The following is an 18,903-nucleotide window of genomic DNA, read 5'->3' as shown; positions in this document are numbered from 1 at the left end:
TGCCTCTCCTAATATACATTTTACTTTACTGTAGCTAATAAACTATCCACGATAAAATCAAGCTGTTTATCCAGCGAATAAATATCATTGTAGTAGGACAAGCCAAAGCTAATGTCGATTAATCGCCCTTCTTTAACGGCAGGGATGCTATTCCAGATCTTATTCTCGGATAGATCCACCATGCCATCGTATGCGGAACGGAATATATAATCACCAGCGTATTTATGTAATACTTCAAACGAAACGGTTTCTAATGTTCCTTCTTTTCGCTCTGATTCTATCTTGGACTGCAGCACACTCGGCGCTTTCATTCCCAAATATTCATAGATCACTTGCGAACCACGTCCATAATTCTTTGCCGAGATCACACCCATATTACCCTTGCCGCCTTCCATAATGGACACGGTCTTATCATAGATGCCAGCTTGCTTTAATTTCTCTTTGCTTTGTTCTACCTTGGCATAGAAATTATTCAGCAGCTCCTGAAACTCTTCCCCTTTGCCCAGTACCTCGCCAAGCTGCTTCAGACGGTCATCAAGCTTCATCTCTTCGTATGGAATATAGACGGTCGGTGCAATCTGATTCAACGTTGCATAGGTCTCTTCCGAAGGCACAATAATTAGATCTGGATCAAGTGCAAGTACTGCTTCTGGGCTCGGTTTAAACCATTCGCCCAACTTCTGAATACCTGCTAATTTGCTTTCGAACGCAGCCCCTTCATAGACATCCGAAATCCCTACAGGTTCTATACCTAAGGCCAGCACATCACCAAGCAAATACAGGACTACAACTCGTTTGGGATTGACGGGTATTTCCACATCACCTTTGACAGTAGATACGATCTTGGTCTTTGCCTGCGTCCCCACCGCTTGCTTGCTGCTTGTACTGCTGCTTCCTTCTTGGCCCGTGCTGGCTGTCGAAGGAGCTTGATTGGTTTGATTCTGTGTACCGCCGTTTGCAGCCCCGCCTGTTGTTCCTGTAGAACAGGCACTTAGCAACAACGTCAAGCACAACAACAACATAATAGCTATAGATGATTTGCCGCTTGAATACATAAGTACGTTTGTCTCTCCTTTTAATTGAGAATGATTATTAACATCAATATAAGGGAAGACTCTTTTTTCAACAATACCATATCGCGACATACCCGATGTCATATGAGGCCTTCTTGTTTTTCCTCTCTGTTCCGAGCGATAGCGTATTGGTGCAGTTCCAACATATTTTTTAAACATCTTAGCAAAATAATAACTCTCGGGATAACCAACGCTTTCTGCAATCTCTTGTAGGTTAGCATCCGTCATTAGCAGCAGTTCTTTTGCTTTATTCATCCGAATCTGAATCACATAATCAATTGGACTTGTGCCAACATCACGCTTAAACAGCCTGGATAAATGTCGCGGGCTGCAATCCAACAGCTCTGCCAGCAGTTCTAGTGTAATAGTCTCTGCATAGTGCTGCTGCAAATAGTGGCAAGCTTGCGCGACTACATCTGCTTTAATCGTAGGAATCTGGTTATTTTGAAGCTGCCAAACCAGTTCGTATACAAATTGATAAAATAACGATTTGACATGAAATCGCTCAAGTGAGCCTTGATCTTCCCAAGCCTGATGCATCTCCTGCACCTTGCTGAGTAGTGAGGCGGGATATTGTGGCGCAAATCCATATTGCAGTTGAAAGGGATTGTTACGATCCATTAATACAGCGATGTCATTCCGCATCGGCAGCGGAATTAACGCCTTATAATAAATAATATAGTAGTCAAAGGACTCTCCTATCGGATAAATATCAACACGACAACCCTTTCCCCCGTGCATGATATGAAATCGATTCACATGATGTTTGATCCCATCCAATTCTAACTCAGCGCTTCCTCGCACCGCATACAAGAATCCGCTGGCGGGCAGCCGATAGGAATGAAGCCCCTCGTTTATGTTCATCGATATACAACGAATATCCAATATCGTAATGGATGCATGATTCCATAAAACGAGTTGATCGCTTATTCGCATCGTTTCGATTCAACTCCTTAGCTAGCATTGACGCTGTGTAGCAAGAACCGCGCCATCATATCATTATAAATGATAATCGTTCTCATTATCAATGACGAAAACAAATATCACGTGTGCAGATACTTAAAATTTTATATTTCAACGCCGTACCCTTCCCTATATCGTAATGATTTGTAGTATACTTAATCAGGTATGATGACATAATATCAGGTGGACATGCTTTCATTACCAGAATGAAAGCAACCAACAAAGGAGCGATGTAGATGTCAGTAGATGTGTATATTAATTTTAATGGAAACTGTCGAGAAGCCGTAACATTCTATGCAGATGTATTTGAGACGGAGCAACCGCAATTCATGACCTTTGGTGAAGCACCTCCTAATCCAGAATATCCGCTACCAGAAGCAGCAAAGCCTCTCATCATGCATACAAGACTCTCCATCAGTGGAAGCAACGTCATGTTTTCCGATGTATTCCCTGACATGCCCTTTGTTGAAGGAAACAATATAAGTCTTGCACTTGTTTCTCCTGAAGAAGACCAACTTAAATCGTACTTCAACAAATTAAAAGAAGGCGGTTCTGTACGCATGGAGCTGCAAGAAACGTTTTGGAGTAAAAGCTACGGCAGCTTGGTCGATAAATATGGTATTGAATGGCAGTTTAACTGTATGAACGAAGAGGAATGCGGGTAATACAATTGAGCTAAAAAGAGCTAATCACAAGGATACGGATGATCTCGTCAGAGATGATTTCGTATCTTTTTTATTTGGCTGTATTTGCTTGGCGGATTACACAGTTAAAAGTGCGATGAGGGTAACCCCATTATACGAGAATACTGTTATTAAGGAGGAATTTCGTTCGGAACAGTCGAATCTGAGGGCATACTATGACACAGTGGTTTAATAAAGGAGTTGTATAAAATGAATGAAAATAAAGGTACAGAAATAAAACGTTCTTCAAAGGCAGAAAACATTCTACCTCAGATCAATAGTAAAACGAAGCTAGGCGACTTACGAAAAATCGCAAAGGACATTAAAAAAGATCACGAACTAGCTATGGAACTTTGGTCAACCGAAGAGTTTTTGCCTAGACTTTTAGCAATCTTAATTATGGATAAAAAACTTCTTTCACTAGAAGTGCTAAATAGGCTTGATAAGGATATGCAGACTCATACTTTTGATGAGCGAAATAACTTAATGGATTGGTTAATGGCTAATCAGCTCACCAAAGACAAGAAGACAATTGCATTGATGGAGTCATGGGAAAATAGCCCTTTTGCTCTTCATAGGCGAGCTTTCTGGTATTATCAAGCGCGATTGAGATGGACTGGACAAGCACCGCCTAATAACACCGCAGACTTACTATCTACATTAGAAGCCAATATTACGCAGGAAGAACCGGAAGTACAATGGGCGATGAATTTCACCGCAGGCTGGATAGGCGTTTATGATGAAAAGAATCGTGCACGTTGTATTAAACTTGGAGAGAAAACGGGACTTTACAAAGATGAAATAGTAACAAAAGGATGTACCCCCAGCTATTTACCGGAGTTCATTACGATTGAAGTCAACAAACGACATCATAATTAGTCACCTTTGAAAAATTTATTAAGGATTAATGTAAAAAATACAGGAACTAAAAGCCTTAATTATGAAATTGTAATAGGCTTGGGCAGAAAAATAAAGAAAACAACATGTTATGGCAGCTACCTAGTGAAAAATGCAAGGAAGATGTAAATGATTAGCTCACAATTTTATTTGATCTGTAGGGACGCTTATCTTTAAGAAGAACACTTTCAAGCAGCGCGGTACAATACTACTATTCAAAAGACTAATGTGATGTTCAACAATTGGATAACGTTAGTTCAATGAAAAAGCGACAGTCTAGGACTTTATTTTCTTGTCCATGGCTTTCGCTTCTTCAATTTCAAGGGTCTGTCTAATACTTTATTTTCTACAGACACAACAAATCTCCTATTGCAGGGTTAAAAAAAGAGTGCTAAACTCAATTTAAACAACGTTTTAAACATTGTTTAATACACAAAAAGGAGGTATCCTATGGTCCAGTCAGACACTAACAACGATACAAAAGCTAAAATCTTAGCTGCTGCCCTCGACATGATCAAAGAGGACGGCTTCGAAAGCATCACGATCCGCAAGATCGCGGCAAGATCCGATACCAACATTTCACTTGTTAATTATTACTTTGGCTCTAAGGACAAGCTTATTAATGAAGTAATCAAGCATTTATTATCGGGGTTTCAAGAGTCTTTTGTGTTACTGGACGACTTGACTTTGACTCCAGGGCAGCGACTCAAGTCGTTTCTGCTCCATTATGTACAAGTTATTCAACAGTATCCGGAACTTGTGGCGCGTACGATTGCCATGGGCACCAAGATGTTTACCTCACAGGTTGAATATGGCGAGTTTCTACAGGCTACCGGCTTTCACAAGGTGCAACATGTATTATCTGAAATGACGGATGAACAACAGCCTGATCAGCTAATGACAATGCTCATGCAAGTGTTCGGCGCGATTTTCCTGCCGGCTCTAATGAGGCCTATTCTTGAAGGCGGGGCTGGCGTCAACATGGGGCCAACTGAGCAGCAGATTGATTTGTTGTTTGAACGCTATTTTCACAACCACAATCACTAGATGCAGAGGAGAACGATACTATGAACTTCTTGCGAAAATACTGGTCTGATCTAGGTATGCTTATCGGAGTTATCGTATGTGTGGGCTTGGGTGTATATGGGAATAGCATGTCCGAAATAAGTGTCATCTTGTGGCTCAGCTTTGTAGCTATCCTTGTGCACCAATATGAAGAGTATCGATGGCCCGGTTACTTCGGTGGACTGTTTAATGTCGTTATTTTTAAGAGCGAGTATCCAGACCACTATCCGCTGAATACACAATCTGCCATGATTATTAATTTGATTATCGCTTATGTATTTTATCTACTTCCTATCTTGCTTCCAAACGTAATTTGGCTTGCACTTGCTCCTATCTTTATGGGATTTTTCCAATTCATATGGCACGGCATCTTCGCCAATATTAAAGCCAAAACACTCTATAATCCCGGTTTATTTGCAGTTCTCGTATTTCATTTGCCTATTGGGGGCTGGTATATCTATCATATCGTGACACAACAGTTGGTAAGTACGACGGATTGGATTCTCGGCACGATATACTTTTTAATAGCTGTCTATATTTTGATTATTAAAGGTAACATGTGGCTAAAGGATAAAAACTCGTGTCATAGCTTCTCGGATAAGCAATTAGGTCCGTACAAGCCTAAAGCGATGTAAGATTCTAAGTCGGGCGTCTCAACCTATTCGATGTCAAAGGGTTACTGCCGCAGCGAACAGGGCAATAATCCTTTGACGTGTAGGTTTTTATTCTCTTTAGGCTTCTAACTGCATGGATTACTGCCCAGATCGGAGTAAGGCGCTAACTAATCATGCAAAGCTGAACAAATTCTTCAAATATTTAATTTACAGAACATACATAAAACAATTATGCCTGCCATAAAATGAAAACGGTTATCCCCCTAAAAATTTATAGAGATTTTAGTTCTAATCATTATTCAGCAATGCGTATACGTATTATTGCAGTCAAATGAAGAGTGGTAATTAGTTAGAGCCGCAAAGTTTATACGGTATCAATTAATAAAAATGATGATGTATTAAATTTTGTTAAAATCTTTAGTTCACACAACGTTCACAATTTAAGATATGATAAGGACAAGTCATCTTCCCTCTTCCGCCTACATCCTTTACGAACACCACTCCAGTTATAAGCTAGCGACTCGTCAACTCCCAGCTGATTTATCGACAACTCACATCATGTTTCCGATCTCACATCGTATATGAGCTCATATGAGTTTATATAAATCTAGCTTCAGAAAGGAGGGTTCTTTGCTGCTGATAGATCTTTTGTTACCGCTTTAAGAACACATGTATGAAAGGAGGTTATAACGTCTATTTTCAGAAGCTTAGAATCGAATTTAATAGATTGTCATTTGCCAAAATAAGAGGAGGTTAATGATATGAATCAACTTCGATTGCCGAACCAAGTGATGACCAAGCTTTTTGTTGCGTGTGGCGTGATGTTTATTGCTGCTATATGTATGGTACTTTTTTCAGATAAAGCATTTGGACACGGTTATATAGAGGGGCCTGCCAGCCGAGCCGCTTTATGCAAATTGGGACAGAACACCGATTGCGGTGCCATCATTTATGAGCCACAAAGTTTGGAAGCCCCTAAAGGTTTCCCTAACACTGGCCCTGCGGATGGGAAGATCGCAAGCGCTAACGGCGCATTCCCTAAGCTGGATGAGCAATCTGCTACTCGTTGGACAAAAGTCAACATTAGCGGCGGACAGACTACTTTTAATTGGAAGCTAACAGCTGCGCATGCAACAACGAGTTGGAAATACTACATTACTAAGCCTAATTGGAACCCTAATTCGGCCCTTACTCGCGCTTCCTTTGACCTTACACCATTCTGCTCTGTGAATTATGGCGGTGCGCGTCCTCCATTTACTTACTCCGATACGTGCAACGTACCTACAGATCGTTCGGGATATCATGTCATCTTAGCAGTATGGGAAATCGCGGATACAGGAAATGCGTTCTACAATGTCATTGACGTGAACTTTGGTGGCAACAACCCTACTGATCCCCAAGCTCCAACTGCTCCTGCCGCTCTTAACTCTACCGGCAGCACATCTACCTCTGTATCGTTGGCTTGGAACGCGTCTACCGATAATGTAGGTGTCACAGGATACAACGTCTATAACGGTAGTAATCTTGTTGCTGTTGTGTCAGGATCGACGTTAAATTACACCGTTAACGGACTTACTTCCAACACAGCTTATACATTCTCTGTTAAAGCTGTCGATGCTGCCGGCAATGTATCTGCGGCTAGCAATGCAGTCACTGTCACCACACCACCAGTTCCAGTAGATACTCAAGCACCAACTGTGCCTACTGGCTTACATGTGATGGGCACAACGACGGCTACAAGCATACCGTTAATGTGGAGTGCATCCACAGACAATGTCGGCGTAGCTGGTTATCGTGTATATCAAGGAACAACTTTAGTCGCGACCGTATCGGGCACAACGACTAGTTACGTCGTTACAGGCTTGAGCGCCAGCACTACTTACACGTTTACTGTTCGTGCGTTCGACGCAGCGGGCAATGTGTCCGCAGACAGCAATGCGATTAGCGCCACAACGACCGCAACTCCTACTGTTCCGGCTTGGGCACCTAACACGGCATATACCGTCGGTACAAAAGTTAGCTACAATGGCAATGTGTATGAGTGCCGCCAGCCTCACACCTCTTTAATTGGTTGGGAGCCAAGCAATGTGCCCGCTTTGTGGCAGCTGAAATAGGTTAATTATCCTGACCACGTCGTCCAAAATAATAATACCCTAGGGGCTATGCCCCTAGGGTATTATTGATTAGGCATTGCATATACATCCAGCTTAGCACCAGACTTGAAGTCAAAAAAATGATAGAAATATCGTTTAATGCCATTTTCATCTGGACGTTGTACCTGCGCCTGCCATACAAATGTCTGTTCGCCCTTATCGTTAGCTTTCACACCTGGAATAACACGTACAATATGAATTCCTGCATATTCCGTCTGAAGCAATTCGGTTACTTGAGCCTTTGAGACACCGTCAGCTGCCTTCATCACAGTTACAGGGTCCGTATCTTTAGCACCTACCCATACCATTTGTTCGGCATCGGCTTGATCTTTACCTGTTACGATATAATAAACGGTATCCCATACAGACTTATCTACATGAATAATTTCTTTCAGCGCAATTGCTTTATTCGCCCGCTGAATGATCTCTGCTTCCCTCGCATGCTCAATATCGTTAACCGACATCAAATATCGAACAGTCAGAAATCCCAACAAAACGATTACAAAAGATACGGCTAATATCCACAACCTCATTCGGCTGTGCCGCCTCGCTCGAGTTCTGGCCATCTTCGCCTCCTCCGTCTATCGGCTAAGCAAGCCTTCAAAGCATTGCGAAGCTTCATAGCGAATTTGTTCTTCATCAAGCGTCGTACATGTGCCGTCCTTGACCACTTGTTTTCCGTCAATCCATACATGTTTGACATCTTGGCCTGAAGCTGAATACACCATGTGCGATACAAGATCGGTATGTGGCAGCAAATGAGGCTGGTCAATGTTCACAGCAACAAAATCTGCCTTCATACCCACTTCAAGCAGTCCGACATCTTGCAGTCCGATTGTACGCGCACCATTAATCGTAGCCATACGCATCGCCTCTGCGGCAGGAACAGCCGTTGGATCGCCCGATACCCCTTTATGAATCATTGCTGCCAGTCGCATTTCCTGGAACATATCCAAGTTGTTGTTGCTTGCCGCACCGTCCGTTCCCAGGGATACATTAACTCCAGCGCGTTGAAGATCTACAACTCTTGCAATCCCACTCGCAAGCTTCAAGTTGCTAGCTGGATTATGAGATACACCTACATGATGACGTGCAAGCACTTCAATTTCTTCATCTGTCAAATGAACACCATGAGCTACAAAGGACGGTCGGCTAAAGAAGCCCAATTTCTCGAGATGAGCTACTGGACGCAGGCCATAATCTTTGACGTTCTGCTCTACTTCCGCTCGTGTCTCAGACATATGTGTATGCAGCATCAAATCCATATCGTGCGCTGCCTGTACGAATTTCTCTATAAACGCTGGTGGACACGTATAAGGAGCATGAGGGGCTAGCATTGTCGTAATGCGCCCTTCCGCCTGACCGTTCCAATCTTTCGCGAATTGGACCGCTTCATTCAGCTTCATCTGCTGTACCTCATCACTGCACAAGCCGATTGCACCACGCATCAGTGCTGCACGGATACCCGCCTGCTCGCTTACCTTTGCTACTTCATTCATATGATCGTACATATCAACAAAGGTAGTCGTGCCGCCCTTTAACATTTCCAGAACAGCCAATGCAGTGCCCCAGTATACATCCTGATCCGTAAACTTTCCTTCCATAGGCCACATTTTCTCTTCCAGCCATCTTTGAAGCACCATATCGTCGCCATAACCACGAAGCAGCGTCATGGCAGCATGCCCATGCGTGTTCACAAGACCAGGCATAAAGAACAGCCCGTTCCCATCAATAATTTGCGCATCGGCTTGATGATATTGTTCAGGCAAATCTGCACCAATATGCATGATCCGACCATTTTCAACTACCATATATCCTTTGAGAGTCGAACTAGTCGCATCTGGCTGCAATTGTGCAAATAAGCCATTACGTACGATTAATGTTGTCGTCATGTGTCACCGTGTCCTTTCCTTCTTCATCATCTTGTAAATAATACGCCAGGCTGAACAGATCAGTCGTAAAGTCAGCCGTATGCACACGGATATGCGCTGGAACTTTTAAAATAACAGGTGCAAAGTTCAAAATCGCCTCAACTCCCGCCTGAACGAATTGATCTGCGACTTGCTGTGCTTCCAGTGCGGGTACAGTAATTATCCCAATACGGATACGATTCTCGATCACGGTAGATTGTAATTCTTCCATCGGTTGAACGCGTAGATTGTTAATAGTCGTATTTATTTTGGAAGGCTGCGCATCAAATACGGCTACAATCTTCATGTTATCATTCAAATATACCGTGTAATTACATAAGGCATGTCCTAGCTTACCAGCACCAACCAAACCAACGTGCACTTTCTGATCCAGCTTTAGAATATGCTTGATCTGCTCAATCAAATACGACACGTCATAGCCGATCCCTTTGCGTCCGAAATCTCCGAAATAAGCCAAATCTTTGCGAATCTGAGCCGGATTCAAATCCAGCTTCTGCCCAAGATCCTGCGAGGATACAGTCAGAACCTCACGTTGCTTTAATTCCAACAGATGGCGCAGGTAAATCGGTAGTCGACGAACGACTGCTTCTGATATTTTTAACGTCTTCATCGATAGAGCCCCCTCTCGATAGTTAAATACAGTTGTAGAGTTCTTAGCTGTTATTGTCTATCGTTTCGTTATCTTCTAACCAGGTTTCGATCCGAGGCACTAGTTGATCCGTCGCCATATGTTCCATCTTCGGACCTGGCAGCGAGTATAAGAAATGCTTGCCATAACTTGTCTCAATTACACGCGTATCATAAATGATGACGATTCCTTTATCCCGAGTTGTACGTACCAAACGTCCAAATCCCTGCTTAAATCGAATGACGGCTTGCGGTATAGACAGCTTGCGAAACGGGTTTTGCTTCTGTCTTTTCAGGCGATCCGACTTCGCTTCTACAAGCGGATGATTCGGCGGCTGGAACGGCAATCGAACAATAGCGAGGCAAGTAAGTGCATCACCAGGAATATCTACACCCTCCCAGAAGCTGCTTGTACCCAGCAGCACAGAAGACGTCTGCTCCTGAAATCTTCGAGTCAGCTTACTCCGGTTGCCGCTATCCATCCCTTGTCCCAGCACTTGAATTCCATGCGGCGCTAGCGAATCTTTGAGCTGTTCATAAACATCTTTGAGCATGCGATAAGATGTAAAGAGTACGAGCATGCGGCCGCGGGTTACTTTGGCAATATCCCCTATCGATTGAGCCAGCTTGCTGTTAAATAGCGGGTCACCTGAACCTTTAACAGTAGGAAAATCTCGCGGAATAACAACCAGTGCTTGTTCTCGGTAATTAAATGGAGAAGGTAAAATCACGCTGTGCAGCCTACCATCCCGTGCAGCTTCCTTCAAACCAATCTGTTCTTCCACGAACTGGAACGACTTGTCAACAGATAATGTCGCCGATGTTAAAATAATGCTTTTCTTCGGTTCGAAGAAATAACGATTTAAAGCTTCGCTTACGTCAACTGGCACGCCGTACATCTGCATTGATTTATGACGGTACTGCATGTTGCCTTCCATCCAATAAACAGTATCAGGTTCCGTACCCTTCATAAATTGCCTGAATTCATCTCTGACTTCAGCTAAATCTTTAAATAGCCCTGTAACATCAACAACAACGGCTTGCAGTTCTTCATCATCAACATCTTTCCACTCATTGACCAACTTCTCACCCGTTCGAACGATGTCACTTAAACGTACATGCACATCTTCTTCCAACTCAGTTACACCGCTCCAAGACTCTGGCCGTGATTGTGACTGCAGCCTCAGTACGGATTGCCCTGCTTCCGCCTGACCCGCTTCAGGCGGTGGCATTAGTTGGAACAATGCATCGTTCATCCGATCCCACACTTCTCGTACATCCGCAAGCTGAGTGAGCAGCTTCTCAATGCCCTCAGCCCAAATCATCGCTTTCTCGTTGCCTGATAGACGCAAACGCATCTGTAGAAGAATAAGCGCCCCGTTCTTGCTGTCCTTAAACAATCGAATAAGGGGATGAATTAGTGAAAAGTATTGCAAGTGAAGACCAAGATGCTTCCCTGCTGTCTCTTCAAAATGATGCGCTTCATCAATGACCAGGTGTTCATAGGCAGGCAGCAGTCGATGCTCTGCGATCACGTCAGTGAACAACAAAGAGTGATTCGTAATGATAACATCCGACATGTTGGCATCATTCTTAGCCCGGTGATAGAAACACCTTCTAAACCAAGGACAAGCCCGGTTCAAGCACGAATCGCTGTCACTCGCGACAGTATCCCAGAATTCCGGCCCCTTTTGAATCAGATGCAGTTCTTCATCATCGCCATGCTCCGTCTGACTTAACCAGACGATCATCTGTGCCGCAGTCAAAATATCGTCCTTGACGTGCACAAACTCTTTATAGTTTATTTTATGTTCAAATTTTCTCAAACACAAATAGTGGCTGCGTCCTTTAAGAATCGTGGCTTTAAATGGAACAGGCAATATCTGCTCCAGAAGCGGCAAATCGCGTTGTCTTAACTGCTCCTGCAGATTAATCGTGTGTGTGCTAACAATCACTTTCTTATCGTGCTTAACGCTATAATAAATGGAAGGCAGCAAGTAGCCAAGCGACTTGCCTGTACCCGTTCCTGCTTCAATCAACAGATGCCGATCATGATCAAGGCTGTCCATCACCTCTTGGAACATCTGTTCTTGAGCTTCGCGCGGTTCGTAATTACTTAATCTTTCTTTCAGATTAGATTTCACTTCGTCCAGAAATTGTGTAAACGAGCTTCCTTCCAAAGCAGGTTGATCCATTCCTTCACGAGGTGGAAGCACATGTGTCCACTCCCCCAGCTTAAATGCAAGCTGGCGATATGCCGATACATCCCCCTCCTCGCTGAGCCGTACCGCATCTTGCTCGCGTTCTACCAGCTTCGTATATAACAGCCAGCCCAGATCCTTCTCGTCAGAGCCAAATAAGTCCACAATCCGCTGAAGCGTTAGCAATGGTAAATCATCTACAGCCTGTAGGCAACGAATAAAAATATCCGCGGTCGCAAGTGCATCACTGTCTGCTTGATGAGGACGTTCATGGGTAATATTAAATGCTTGGGCAACCGATCCTAACTGATAAGAAGTCAAGGAAGGAAATAAAATGCGCAGCAATTCTATCGTATCGAGGATTCTACCCGTAAAGGGTAGGTAACCTGTATGTTCTAGCGCTTGTCTTAAGTACTGATAATCAAAAGCAACATGATGTCCAACAAGCACAACATCATTTAATAACGGTACCATCCCAGTCATTGCTTCATCCAGATCAGGTGCTTCTTTCACCATCTCTTCGCTAATGCCCGTTAATTGTGTAATAAATTCGGGTATCGGGATTGTAGGCTTCACAAGGGTATGATATTCCTGTTCCACCTGCAAATTAGCTCCGAGAATAACGAGTCCAATTTGGATAATTTCATCTCCCGGTTGATTACCCGTAGTCTCAAAATCCAATACGGCAAATCTCATCCCTAACAATTCCTCTCACCATTTCTGTTTTAAGAATAACAGATGTTCAGTCGTTTGAAAATGAGGAGAGGGCAACATCTACGAAAAGATGTTCCCCTCTCCATGTGTATGATGCAGTCTAGAACGAATGCTTGTGGACATCTATACGCTTCATTCCATCGTTACGACATGTGCGCCATCCGCTTCTCTCCATATTGAAGTACGCCGTGATTATGGATGCATACCTTCAAATTGGCAATCGGTTCCGGAATTGTCGGATCGGCAAAATGTGCCTTCTGAAAATAATGCTGCGCCTTTTCGGTATTGCGGTGAAGCGCTTGTATACAGCCAAGAGCGTTATATGCCAACGCTTTTAGCTTTGCATCTTCCGTCAAAGGGATAATAAAATGAAAATGACGGCAAGCCTCTTGATTGCGACCAAGATGCAAATACGATAAGCCCAGATATACTCGTGCAATTAACTTGTCCGGATGTCTGGATATCGCTTGTTCCAGATGTCTGGAGGCTTGTTCATACATACGAAGCGTAAAGTAACCTTGCCCGTACTGCAGTGGATCATTGTAATCCGGAAGCTCGGAGTCCTCGCTTGGCGGATTCTGATTCGACACTGTGGCAGGTACTTGATTGCCCGCGCTCCGTTCAGCTCGAACGAGAGCCAGCTTTTCTTCAAAACGGAGCCATTCCTCAACTATGTGGTCACTCATGGAACGCAGCAGAGACATCTGGTGTTCCAGTTCCTGCTTGGTTGTCCCTTCTGCCGAAGGATACTGCTGGATAATCTCATCCAACAATTCGTTCATCGTCGCGAACATGTGCTGCAACACAACTTCATCCCACCTTTACAATGTGATGCTGTGCATGATTGTACGGCTCATGTTCATTGTGTGTTAATCGTTCACGTTTCATGCGATGCTCCAACGATCCAACAGCTTTACCGGTACTTGCTCGTTCTGCGCTTGAATACTAACGGATGGTAGCGTGTACTTCTACATGTGCAAGCTCAACAGGCTGGTTACGTTCATCCACAAATACAACTTTAGGCTGATATTGACGTGCTTCCTCATCATTCATCCCCGCATAAGAAATAATAATGACATTATCACCGGGTTGAACGAGTCGGGCAGCAGCGCCATTCAGACAGATAACGCCAGAATGACGTTCACCTGTAATCACATACGTTTCCAGACGCGCACCATTGTTATTATTGACGATCTGAACTTTTTCATTCGGCAAAATATCCGCCAGTTCCATCAACTGCTCATCAATTGTAATGCTGCCTACGTAATTTAAATTAGCCTCAGTCACCGTAGCACGGTGAATTTTAGATTTCATCATTTCGCGAAACAAACGGCTCACTCCTCTTCTGCAGCTTGAAGCAATCGATTATCAATTAATCGGGTCGCACCGAATCGAACTGCCAATGCAATTAGTACATCTGTCGTACGCTCACTCATCGGTAGTGCTGCTGTTAATGGCTGTAAGGAAGGGAACGCCACCACTTCCACATATTCAATCTCAGCTAGTGGTGAACCGTTGATATACGTTCGAATACGGTCCGCCAATGCACCAGCTGTCACCGTTGGCTCAACTGCAAGCCACTCCGAGACAAGACGCAAAGATTGAGATAACACAAGCGCCTGCGCTCGCTCATCCTCGGACAAGTAAACATTACGCGAGCTAAGTGCAAGTCCGTCTTCTTCTCTTACGATTGGGCATGGCACCAGTTCAACGTCCATATTCAAGTCGTATACCATCTGCTGCAGCACAGCAATCTGTTGGGCATCCTTCATCCCAAAGTAAGCTCGGTCAGGCTGCACCATATGGAACAGCTTCGAAACGACTGTTGTAACTCCATCAAAGTGTCCTGGTCGGGATGCCCCACAAAGTGAAGCCGTCATCTGTGCGACAACAACCTTAGTCTTGGTCTCCTGAGGATACATCATCTCTACCGACGGCAGAAACACAATATCGATTCCACATAACTCTGCTAACGCCAAGTCACGCTGCTCATCCCGTGGATATCGGTCAAGGTCTTCATTTGGCCCGAATTGGATCGGGTTAACAAAAATGCTAAGCACAGATACCTCGTTCTCTGCTGCGGAACGCCTCATCAAACTTGCATGTCCATTATGCAAATATCCCATTGTCGGTACAAATCCGACTGTACAATTTCTTTGCTTGTACCTATATTCTTTAATTGCGGTTCTGAGTTCCGCAATCGTTCTAACTACTAACAACGATTACTCCACCTTTCCATGTCCATACAAGCTGTCAAGTACCACATCATCCGCATGAAAAGCGTGAGCTTCAGCCGGGAACGAACGCTGCTTTACATCCTTAACATAGGTCTTCATGCTCTCCCGAATGGTCGTACCAATATCCGCGTAAGTCTTGACGAATCGTTTTTCCCGATAAGCCGGTGTATATTTTAACACATCGTGGAATACAAGCACTTGTCCATCACAAGATGCTCCTGCTCCAATGCCGATGGTTGGGATCGATAATCGTTCACTAATATAAGCCGCGACTTGATCCGTCACAAGCTCCAAGACGACAGCAAAAGCACCCGCTCTTTCTAAAGTTAAAGCGTCGTCCAAGAGACGGGCTGCGTCTTCTGGCGTCTTGCCCTGAACACGATAACCGCCAAGTTGATGTACCGATTGCGGCGTCAGTCCAATATGACCAAGCACAGGTACACCCGCTTTCACGCAAGCGTCAACCATCAATGCAATCTCGGAACCGCCTTCCATCTTAACTGCATTGGCATGACCTTCCTGCATTAAGCGCCGCACGTCCTTCATCGTCTCACTAACCGAGCTGTGATAGGTCATAAAAGGCATATCTGCCACAATAAATGTATGAGGCGCTCCCCTGCGAACCGCTCTCGTATGATAGACCATATCGTCAATGGTCACGGGAAGTGTTGAGTCGTAACCAAGTACGACGTTGCCCAAAGAGTCGCCAACCAGAATGATATCCATGTCGGCTTCTTCTACGAGGGCTGCAGAGGGATAATCATACGCCGTCATCATGGTGATCGGGTCCTGATTCACCTTCATTTGTTTCATTTTTACGATACTTAGAGGTTGTTTCACTTTCATCCTAACTCATCTCCTTATCGATTCTCTTTTTAGTTTGCGCAAAACAAAAAAACCTTTTAGCGTTTCCACTAAAAAGGTCCCAAAGCAAAAAAGAGGTCGCATGCGACGTCTCTCTGTCTCGGTCCCTTCGGCTCAGAGCAGAAATATGCAGCACAACAAGGATATGTACTTGTCAGCACAGTTCCTTTGCTTTGCGAGTGCGATTCCGAACGGATATCGCCTACATAGGTAGTATAATCAAATATGTAATCGAAGTAAATCCTCGAGTGTACCCATGACTTACATTTATTAATCAAATTAGAAAGTGGTTCCTTCACTAGTGAAATGAACATCCCCTGAAAACACTTTCCGATACTGTCCGTCCTGCCCAAGCAGAACAAGCGCACCAGATTCATCTAATCCTTGTGCAGTTCCCGTCACATCCCCATAAGGTGTTGCTACCGATACCTCACGACCGATCGTGACACTTTGCGCTTCCCATAATGTACGTATTGGCCCGAACCCCTGCTCCTCATAAAGCTTGTACAATTGCTCTAATTCCAGACAAATCTCGGCCAGCAGTGTAGCTCGGTCTATTTCTTGGCCGTATTCACGCTTTAGGGATGTAGCAATATGACGCAAGTTATCTGGATAGTCTTGTTCATCCAAGTTCACACTAATACCGATGCCAGCAATAACACGAACTAAGCGCTCATCTTCTGCTTGCGATTCCAGCAATATCCCGCATACTTTACGCTCATGAATAAGTAAATCGTTAGGCCATTTAATGCCGACCGGTACAGGTACAATCCGTTTGATCGCTCTACATATCGCTACAGCTGTTAACAACGTTAAGTGTGGGGTAAAATGCAAGGGGATACGGGGCGTCAGCACCATACTCATCCATATGCCTTTACCAGGAGGCGAATGCCAGATACGGCCTCGTCGTCCTCTTCCGCCAGTCTGCTCTTCAGCAATGACAAGCGCACCTTCCCGCGCACCATTTTCCGCCCATTTCAGCGCCTCGTTCTGAGTCGACTCCGTCCGGCCCACAATACGAATCTGACGGCCTAACGTTTGTGTCTTCAATTGTGTAAGGAGTGAGATTTCATCCAGACGTGTTGGCTGCTGTAAAAGTCGATAGCCCAACTTCGGCACGGCTTCAAATTCGAATCCCTTCGCACGAAGCCGATTAATATGCTTCCAGACGGCAGTTCGCGAAATATTTAATTCTCGGCTTATTTCTTCGCCGGATACAAACTCATTTGGGTGCGCTTGAAACCAAGCCAACAAACGTTCGTTCACGATGCCCCCCACTTTCTTTCTAAATGTTGTTGCAGCATGTAAACGTTGTTATCTACGATGCCCAATGCCACATCAAGCCAAATGCCTTCCAAACATGCTCTAACCCATGGTCCGGCCGGCCGATCTATCTTTTTTAACACATCTTTGCCGCTTATCGCCAAATCCTTAAGCTGGCGCACAGGCAAATCGTGAATCCATCTGTCACCTTCATTGAGCAGCATCTTCCACAGCATTATGCCTGACCCAGTCGGCTGAGTATCCGAGCAACTGCCGCTTGTCATTGGCAGCGTCAGCTCTTTATTGCTGCTTGAGTTGGCAGAGCCGCCTATTCGTGCCGTTACGTCCGCATCCACCAAAGCCTGCGGTGGAAGTTCATTAATCTTTGGCGCGGCACAATCGTCCACGCGCTGCGTGGCTATTGAATCGCTTGCCGCAAGCCATGCGCGGCCGCACGCGAGTGCTCCGCGCACAGCCGTCTCGCCATAGGCGAGCACGGCTTGCGCGACAGCCCGCCGCAGAGCGGCAGCGCCGTCCTCTGCGGCGGAGACGTTCGCGCAGGCGGCAGACGGTATTGCCGCCTGCGCGAGCAGCGCGTGCGCGTGCAGGACGCCTAATATGGCGTCCTGCTGCGCACCGGACAGGCGCAGCGCAGCCAGCACCTGCGCCGCCTCTTCTAAGCTTGCGCGGTGCGAAAGCGCAAGCACAGCCATACGCAGCTCGGGTGTAGTGACTTGCCCGAGCGCGTTCCATATAGAAGACGGCTGCTGTAAAGAAGCAGCCTGATCATGAGCCCCTGACTCGATCACGGTCAGATCGATATCATTTGCAGCAGCTTTACCCTTAAAGCTGTCTGATCGAGCTTCACATAGCCCCGCAGCTAAGTATCCTACAGGCTCCTTAACATATGCCAACACACCGCTGCGGACCACCATTGCCCATCCTCGAGCTGGGTACGGACCTGCAAGCAGCTTCCATAGTTCATCACGTATTCGCTCCATAGCAATGTGCTTCAGCTTACTACGAGTTTCCCGAATTGCACGCCACGTACTTTTTGCCATTCTCATATTTAGCACAGACGCAAAACGAATCCCTCTCAGCATGCGCAGCGCATCTTCCTTGAGACGTTCACGAGCAGAGCCTACACAGCGAATGTTTCTACTTATCAGATCCTGTTGTCCGCCGAACGGATCTATGATGGAGCCGTCAGCCGCAAGTGCCATTGCATTTATTGTAAAGTCACGTCGCTCCAAATCTTCTGTTAAATCTGTAATATACTCCACATGCTCGGGCCTGCGATAATCAGCATAAGCCGATTCTCTACGAAAAGTTGTTACTTCGTATGTATGTTCCCCCATTAATACAGTCACCGTGCCGTGTGCGATGCCAGTGGGAATGACTCTATCAAATAACGCTGCCACTTCATCCGGCAAGGCAGAGGTCGCAATATCTACATCATGAATCGGACGTCCAAGAAGTGTATCTCGTACGCAGCCGCCTACCATATAAGCAGAGTATCCACTCTCATCCAGACGACAAATAACGGCCTGTGCTTCTTTCCATAAAGGACCTTGCAATTGCAGCTTCATATATAAACTCCTAATCCATCAGTCCTCGT

Annotated in this window: 16 protein-coding genes; 5 read left to right on the top strand and 11 right to left on the bottom strand. The window is 45.1% G+C overall.

What is annotated here, in order from left to right; genetic code table 11:
- Window positions 1-20 precede the first annotated feature (20 nt).
- The gene (locus QP775_RS01580; protein ID WP_285103026.1) at window positions 21-2,009 is read right to left on the bottom strand and encodes an AraC family transcriptional regulator; all 1,989 of its coding nucleotides are present in this window, start codon (window positions 2,007-2,009) and stop codon (window positions 21-23) included.
- 263 nt (window positions 2,010-2,272) lie between these two features.
- Here QP775_RS01580 and QP775_RS01575 point away from each other — a divergent pair, with 263 nt between their 5' ends.
- From QP775_RS01575 to QP775_RS01555, 5 genes are all read left to right on the top strand, one after another.
- Window positions 2,273-2,701: a VOC family protein gene (locus QP775_RS01575; protein ID WP_285103024.1), complete on the top strand. Its 429-nt coding sequence runs from the start codon at window positions 2,273-2,275 to the stop codon at window positions 2,699-2,701.
- A gap of 228 nt (window positions 2,702-2,929) precedes the next feature.
- Window positions 2,930-3,598, top strand: coding sequence for a DNA alkylation repair protein (locus tag QP775_RS01570; protein ID WP_285103022.1), 669 nt, complete (start codon window positions 2,930-2,932; stop codon window positions 3,596-3,598).
- Between the two features lie 468 nt (window positions 3,599-4,066).
- Window positions 4,067-4,663 (top strand): TetR/AcrR family transcriptional regulator, encoded by a 597-nt coding sequence (locus tag QP775_RS01565; protein WP_285103020.1) that lies wholly within the window; start codon window positions 4,067-4,069, stop codon window positions 4,661-4,663.
- A 20-nt stretch (window positions 4,664-4,683) separates the two neighbouring features.
- Complete coding sequence (locus QP775_RS01560) at window positions 4,684-5,316, top strand: HXXEE domain-containing protein (RefSeq protein ID WP_239327269.1); 633 nt, start codon at window positions 4,684-4,686, stop codon at window positions 5,314-5,316.
- A gap of 740 nt (window positions 5,317-6,056) precedes the next feature.
- Window positions 6,057-7,409 carry a lytic polysaccharide monooxygenase gene (locus QP775_RS01555; RefSeq protein ID WP_285103018.1) on the top strand — a complete coding sequence of 451 codons (1,353 nt, stop codon included), beginning with the start codon at window positions 6,057-6,059 and terminating at the stop codon, window positions 7,407-7,409.
- A gap of 62 nt (window positions 7,410-7,471) precedes the next feature.
- On the opposite strand, the gene QP775_RS01550 is transcribed toward QP775_RS01555, so the two are convergent.
- From QP775_RS01550 to QP775_RS01505, 10 genes are all read right to left on the bottom strand, one after another.
- A complete protein-coding gene (locus QP775_RS01550) occupies window positions 7,472-8,014 on the bottom strand; it encodes a cell wall elongation regulator TseB-like domain-containing protein (protein ID WP_239327267.1) in 543 nt (180 codons plus the stop codon).
- Window positions 8,015-8,029: 15 nt separating this feature from the next.
- A complete protein-coding gene (locus QP775_RS01545; protein ID WP_239327266.1) occupies window positions 8,030-9,340 on the bottom strand; it encodes an amidohydrolase in 1,311 nt (436 codons plus the stop codon).
- The gene (locus QP775_RS01540) at window positions 9,315-9,989 is read right to left on the bottom strand and encodes a redox-sensing transcriptional repressor Rex (protein ID WP_285103015.1); all 675 of its coding nucleotides are present in this window, start codon (window positions 9,987-9,989) and stop codon (window positions 9,315-9,317) included. Before QP775_RS01540 ends, QP775_RS01545 begins: the two co-directional genes overlap by 26 nt.
- Window positions 9,990-10,032: 43 nt before the next feature.
- The gene (dinG, locus tag QP775_RS01535) at window positions 10,033-12,903 is read right to left on the bottom strand and encodes an ATP-dependent DNA helicase DinG (RefSeq protein ID WP_239327264.1); all 2,871 of its coding nucleotides are present in this window, start codon (window positions 12,901-12,903) and stop codon (window positions 10,033-10,035) included.
- 161 nt (window positions 12,904-13,064) lie between these two features.
- On the bottom strand, window positions 13,065-13,727 hold the full coding sequence (locus QP775_RS01530) for a tetratricopeptide repeat protein (protein ID WP_239327263.1): 663 nt from the start codon (window positions 13,725-13,727) through the stop codon (window positions 13,065-13,067).
- A gap of 139 nt (window positions 13,728-13,866) precedes the next feature.
- Entirely contained in the window at window positions 13,867-14,250 is a 384-nt protein-coding gene (panD, locus tag QP775_RS01525) for an aspartate 1-decarboxylase (RefSeq protein WP_239327262.1), read from the bottom strand.
- A 5-nt stretch (window positions 14,251-14,255) separates the two neighbouring features.
- Window positions 14,256-15,140, bottom strand: a complete 885-nt coding sequence (panC, locus tag QP775_RS01520) for a pantoate--beta-alanine ligase (RefSeq protein ID WP_285103012.1) — start codon at window positions 15,138-15,140, stop codon at window positions 14,256-14,258.
- A gap of 3 nt (window positions 15,141-15,143) precedes the next feature.
- On the bottom strand, window positions 15,144-16,004 hold the full coding sequence (panB, locus tag QP775_RS01515; protein WP_239327260.1) for a 3-methyl-2-oxobutanoate hydroxymethyltransferase: 861 nt from the start codon (window positions 16,002-16,004) through the stop codon (window positions 15,144-15,146).
- A 297-nt stretch (window positions 16,005-16,301) separates the two neighbouring features.
- Window positions 16,302-17,288 (bottom strand): biotin--[acetyl-CoA-carboxylase] ligase, encoded by a 987-nt coding sequence (locus tag QP775_RS01510; protein WP_285103010.1) that lies wholly within the window; start codon window positions 17,286-17,288, stop codon window positions 16,302-16,304.
- Window positions 17,285-18,874, bottom strand: a complete 1,590-nt coding sequence (locus tag QP775_RS01505; protein WP_285103008.1) for a CCA tRNA nucleotidyltransferase — start codon at window positions 18,872-18,874, stop codon at window positions 17,285-17,287. The genes QP775_RS01510 and QP775_RS01505 overlap by 4 nt, the downstream gene beginning before the upstream one ends.
- Window positions 18,875-18,903: the final 29 nt, after the last annotated feature.

The sequence above is a fragment of the Paenibacillus sp. UMB4589-SE434 genome, assembly GCF_030226685.1.
GTDB lineage: Bacteria > Bacillota > Bacilli > Paenibacillales > Paenibacillaceae > Paenibacillus_B.
The sequence above is the reverse complement of the archived record's forward strand: the minus strand, read 5'-3'. Positions and strand labels throughout refer to the sequence as shown.

Bases quoted from the DNA above. Each gene is read 5' to 3' on its own strand.
- QP775_RS01575 (WP_285103024.1), top strand. From the start codon at position 2,273: ATGTCAGTAGATGTGTATATTAATTTTAATGGAAACTGTCGAGAAGCC.
- QP775_RS01560 (WP_239327269.1), top strand. From the start codon at position 4,684: ATGAACTTCTTGCGAAAATACTGGTCTGATCTAGGTATGCTTATCGGA.
- QP775_RS01505 (WP_285103008.1), bottom strand. From the start codon at position 18,874: ATGAAGCTGCAATTGCAAGGTCCTTTATGGAAAGAAGCACAGGCCGTT.
- QP775_RS01555 (WP_285103018.1), top strand. From the start codon at position 6,057: ATGAATCAACTTCGATTGCCGAACCAAGTGATGACCAAGCTTTTTGTT.
- QP775_RS01550 (WP_239327267.1), bottom strand. From the start codon at position 8,014: ATGGCCAGAACTCGAGCGAGGCGGCACAGCCGAATGAGGTTGTGGATA.
- QP775_RS01540 (WP_285103015.1), bottom strand. From the start codon at position 9,989: ATGAAGACGTTAAAAATATCAGAAGCAGTCGTTCGTCGACTACCGATT.
- dinG (WP_239327264.1), bottom strand. From the start codon at position 12,903: ATGAGATTTGCCGTATTGGATTTTGAGACTACGGGTAATCAACCGGGA.
- QP775_RS01570 (WP_285103022.1), top strand. From the start codon at position 2,930: ATGAATGAAAATAAAGGTACAGAAATAAAACGTTCTTCAAAGGCAGAA.
- QP775_RS01565 (WP_285103020.1), top strand. From the start codon at position 4,067: ATGGTCCAGTCAGACACTAACAACGATACAAAAGCTAAAATCTTAGCT.
- QP775_RS01580 (WP_285103026.1), bottom strand. From the start codon at position 2,009: ATGCGAATAAGCGATCAACTCGTTTTATGGAATCATGCATCCATTACG.
- QP775_RS01545 (WP_239327266.1), bottom strand. From the start codon at position 9,340: ATGACGACAACATTAATCGTACGTAATGGCTTATTTGCACAATTGCAG.
- panB (WP_239327260.1), bottom strand. From the start codon at position 16,004: ATGAAAGTGAAACAACCTCTAAGTATCGTAAAAATGAAACAAATGAAG.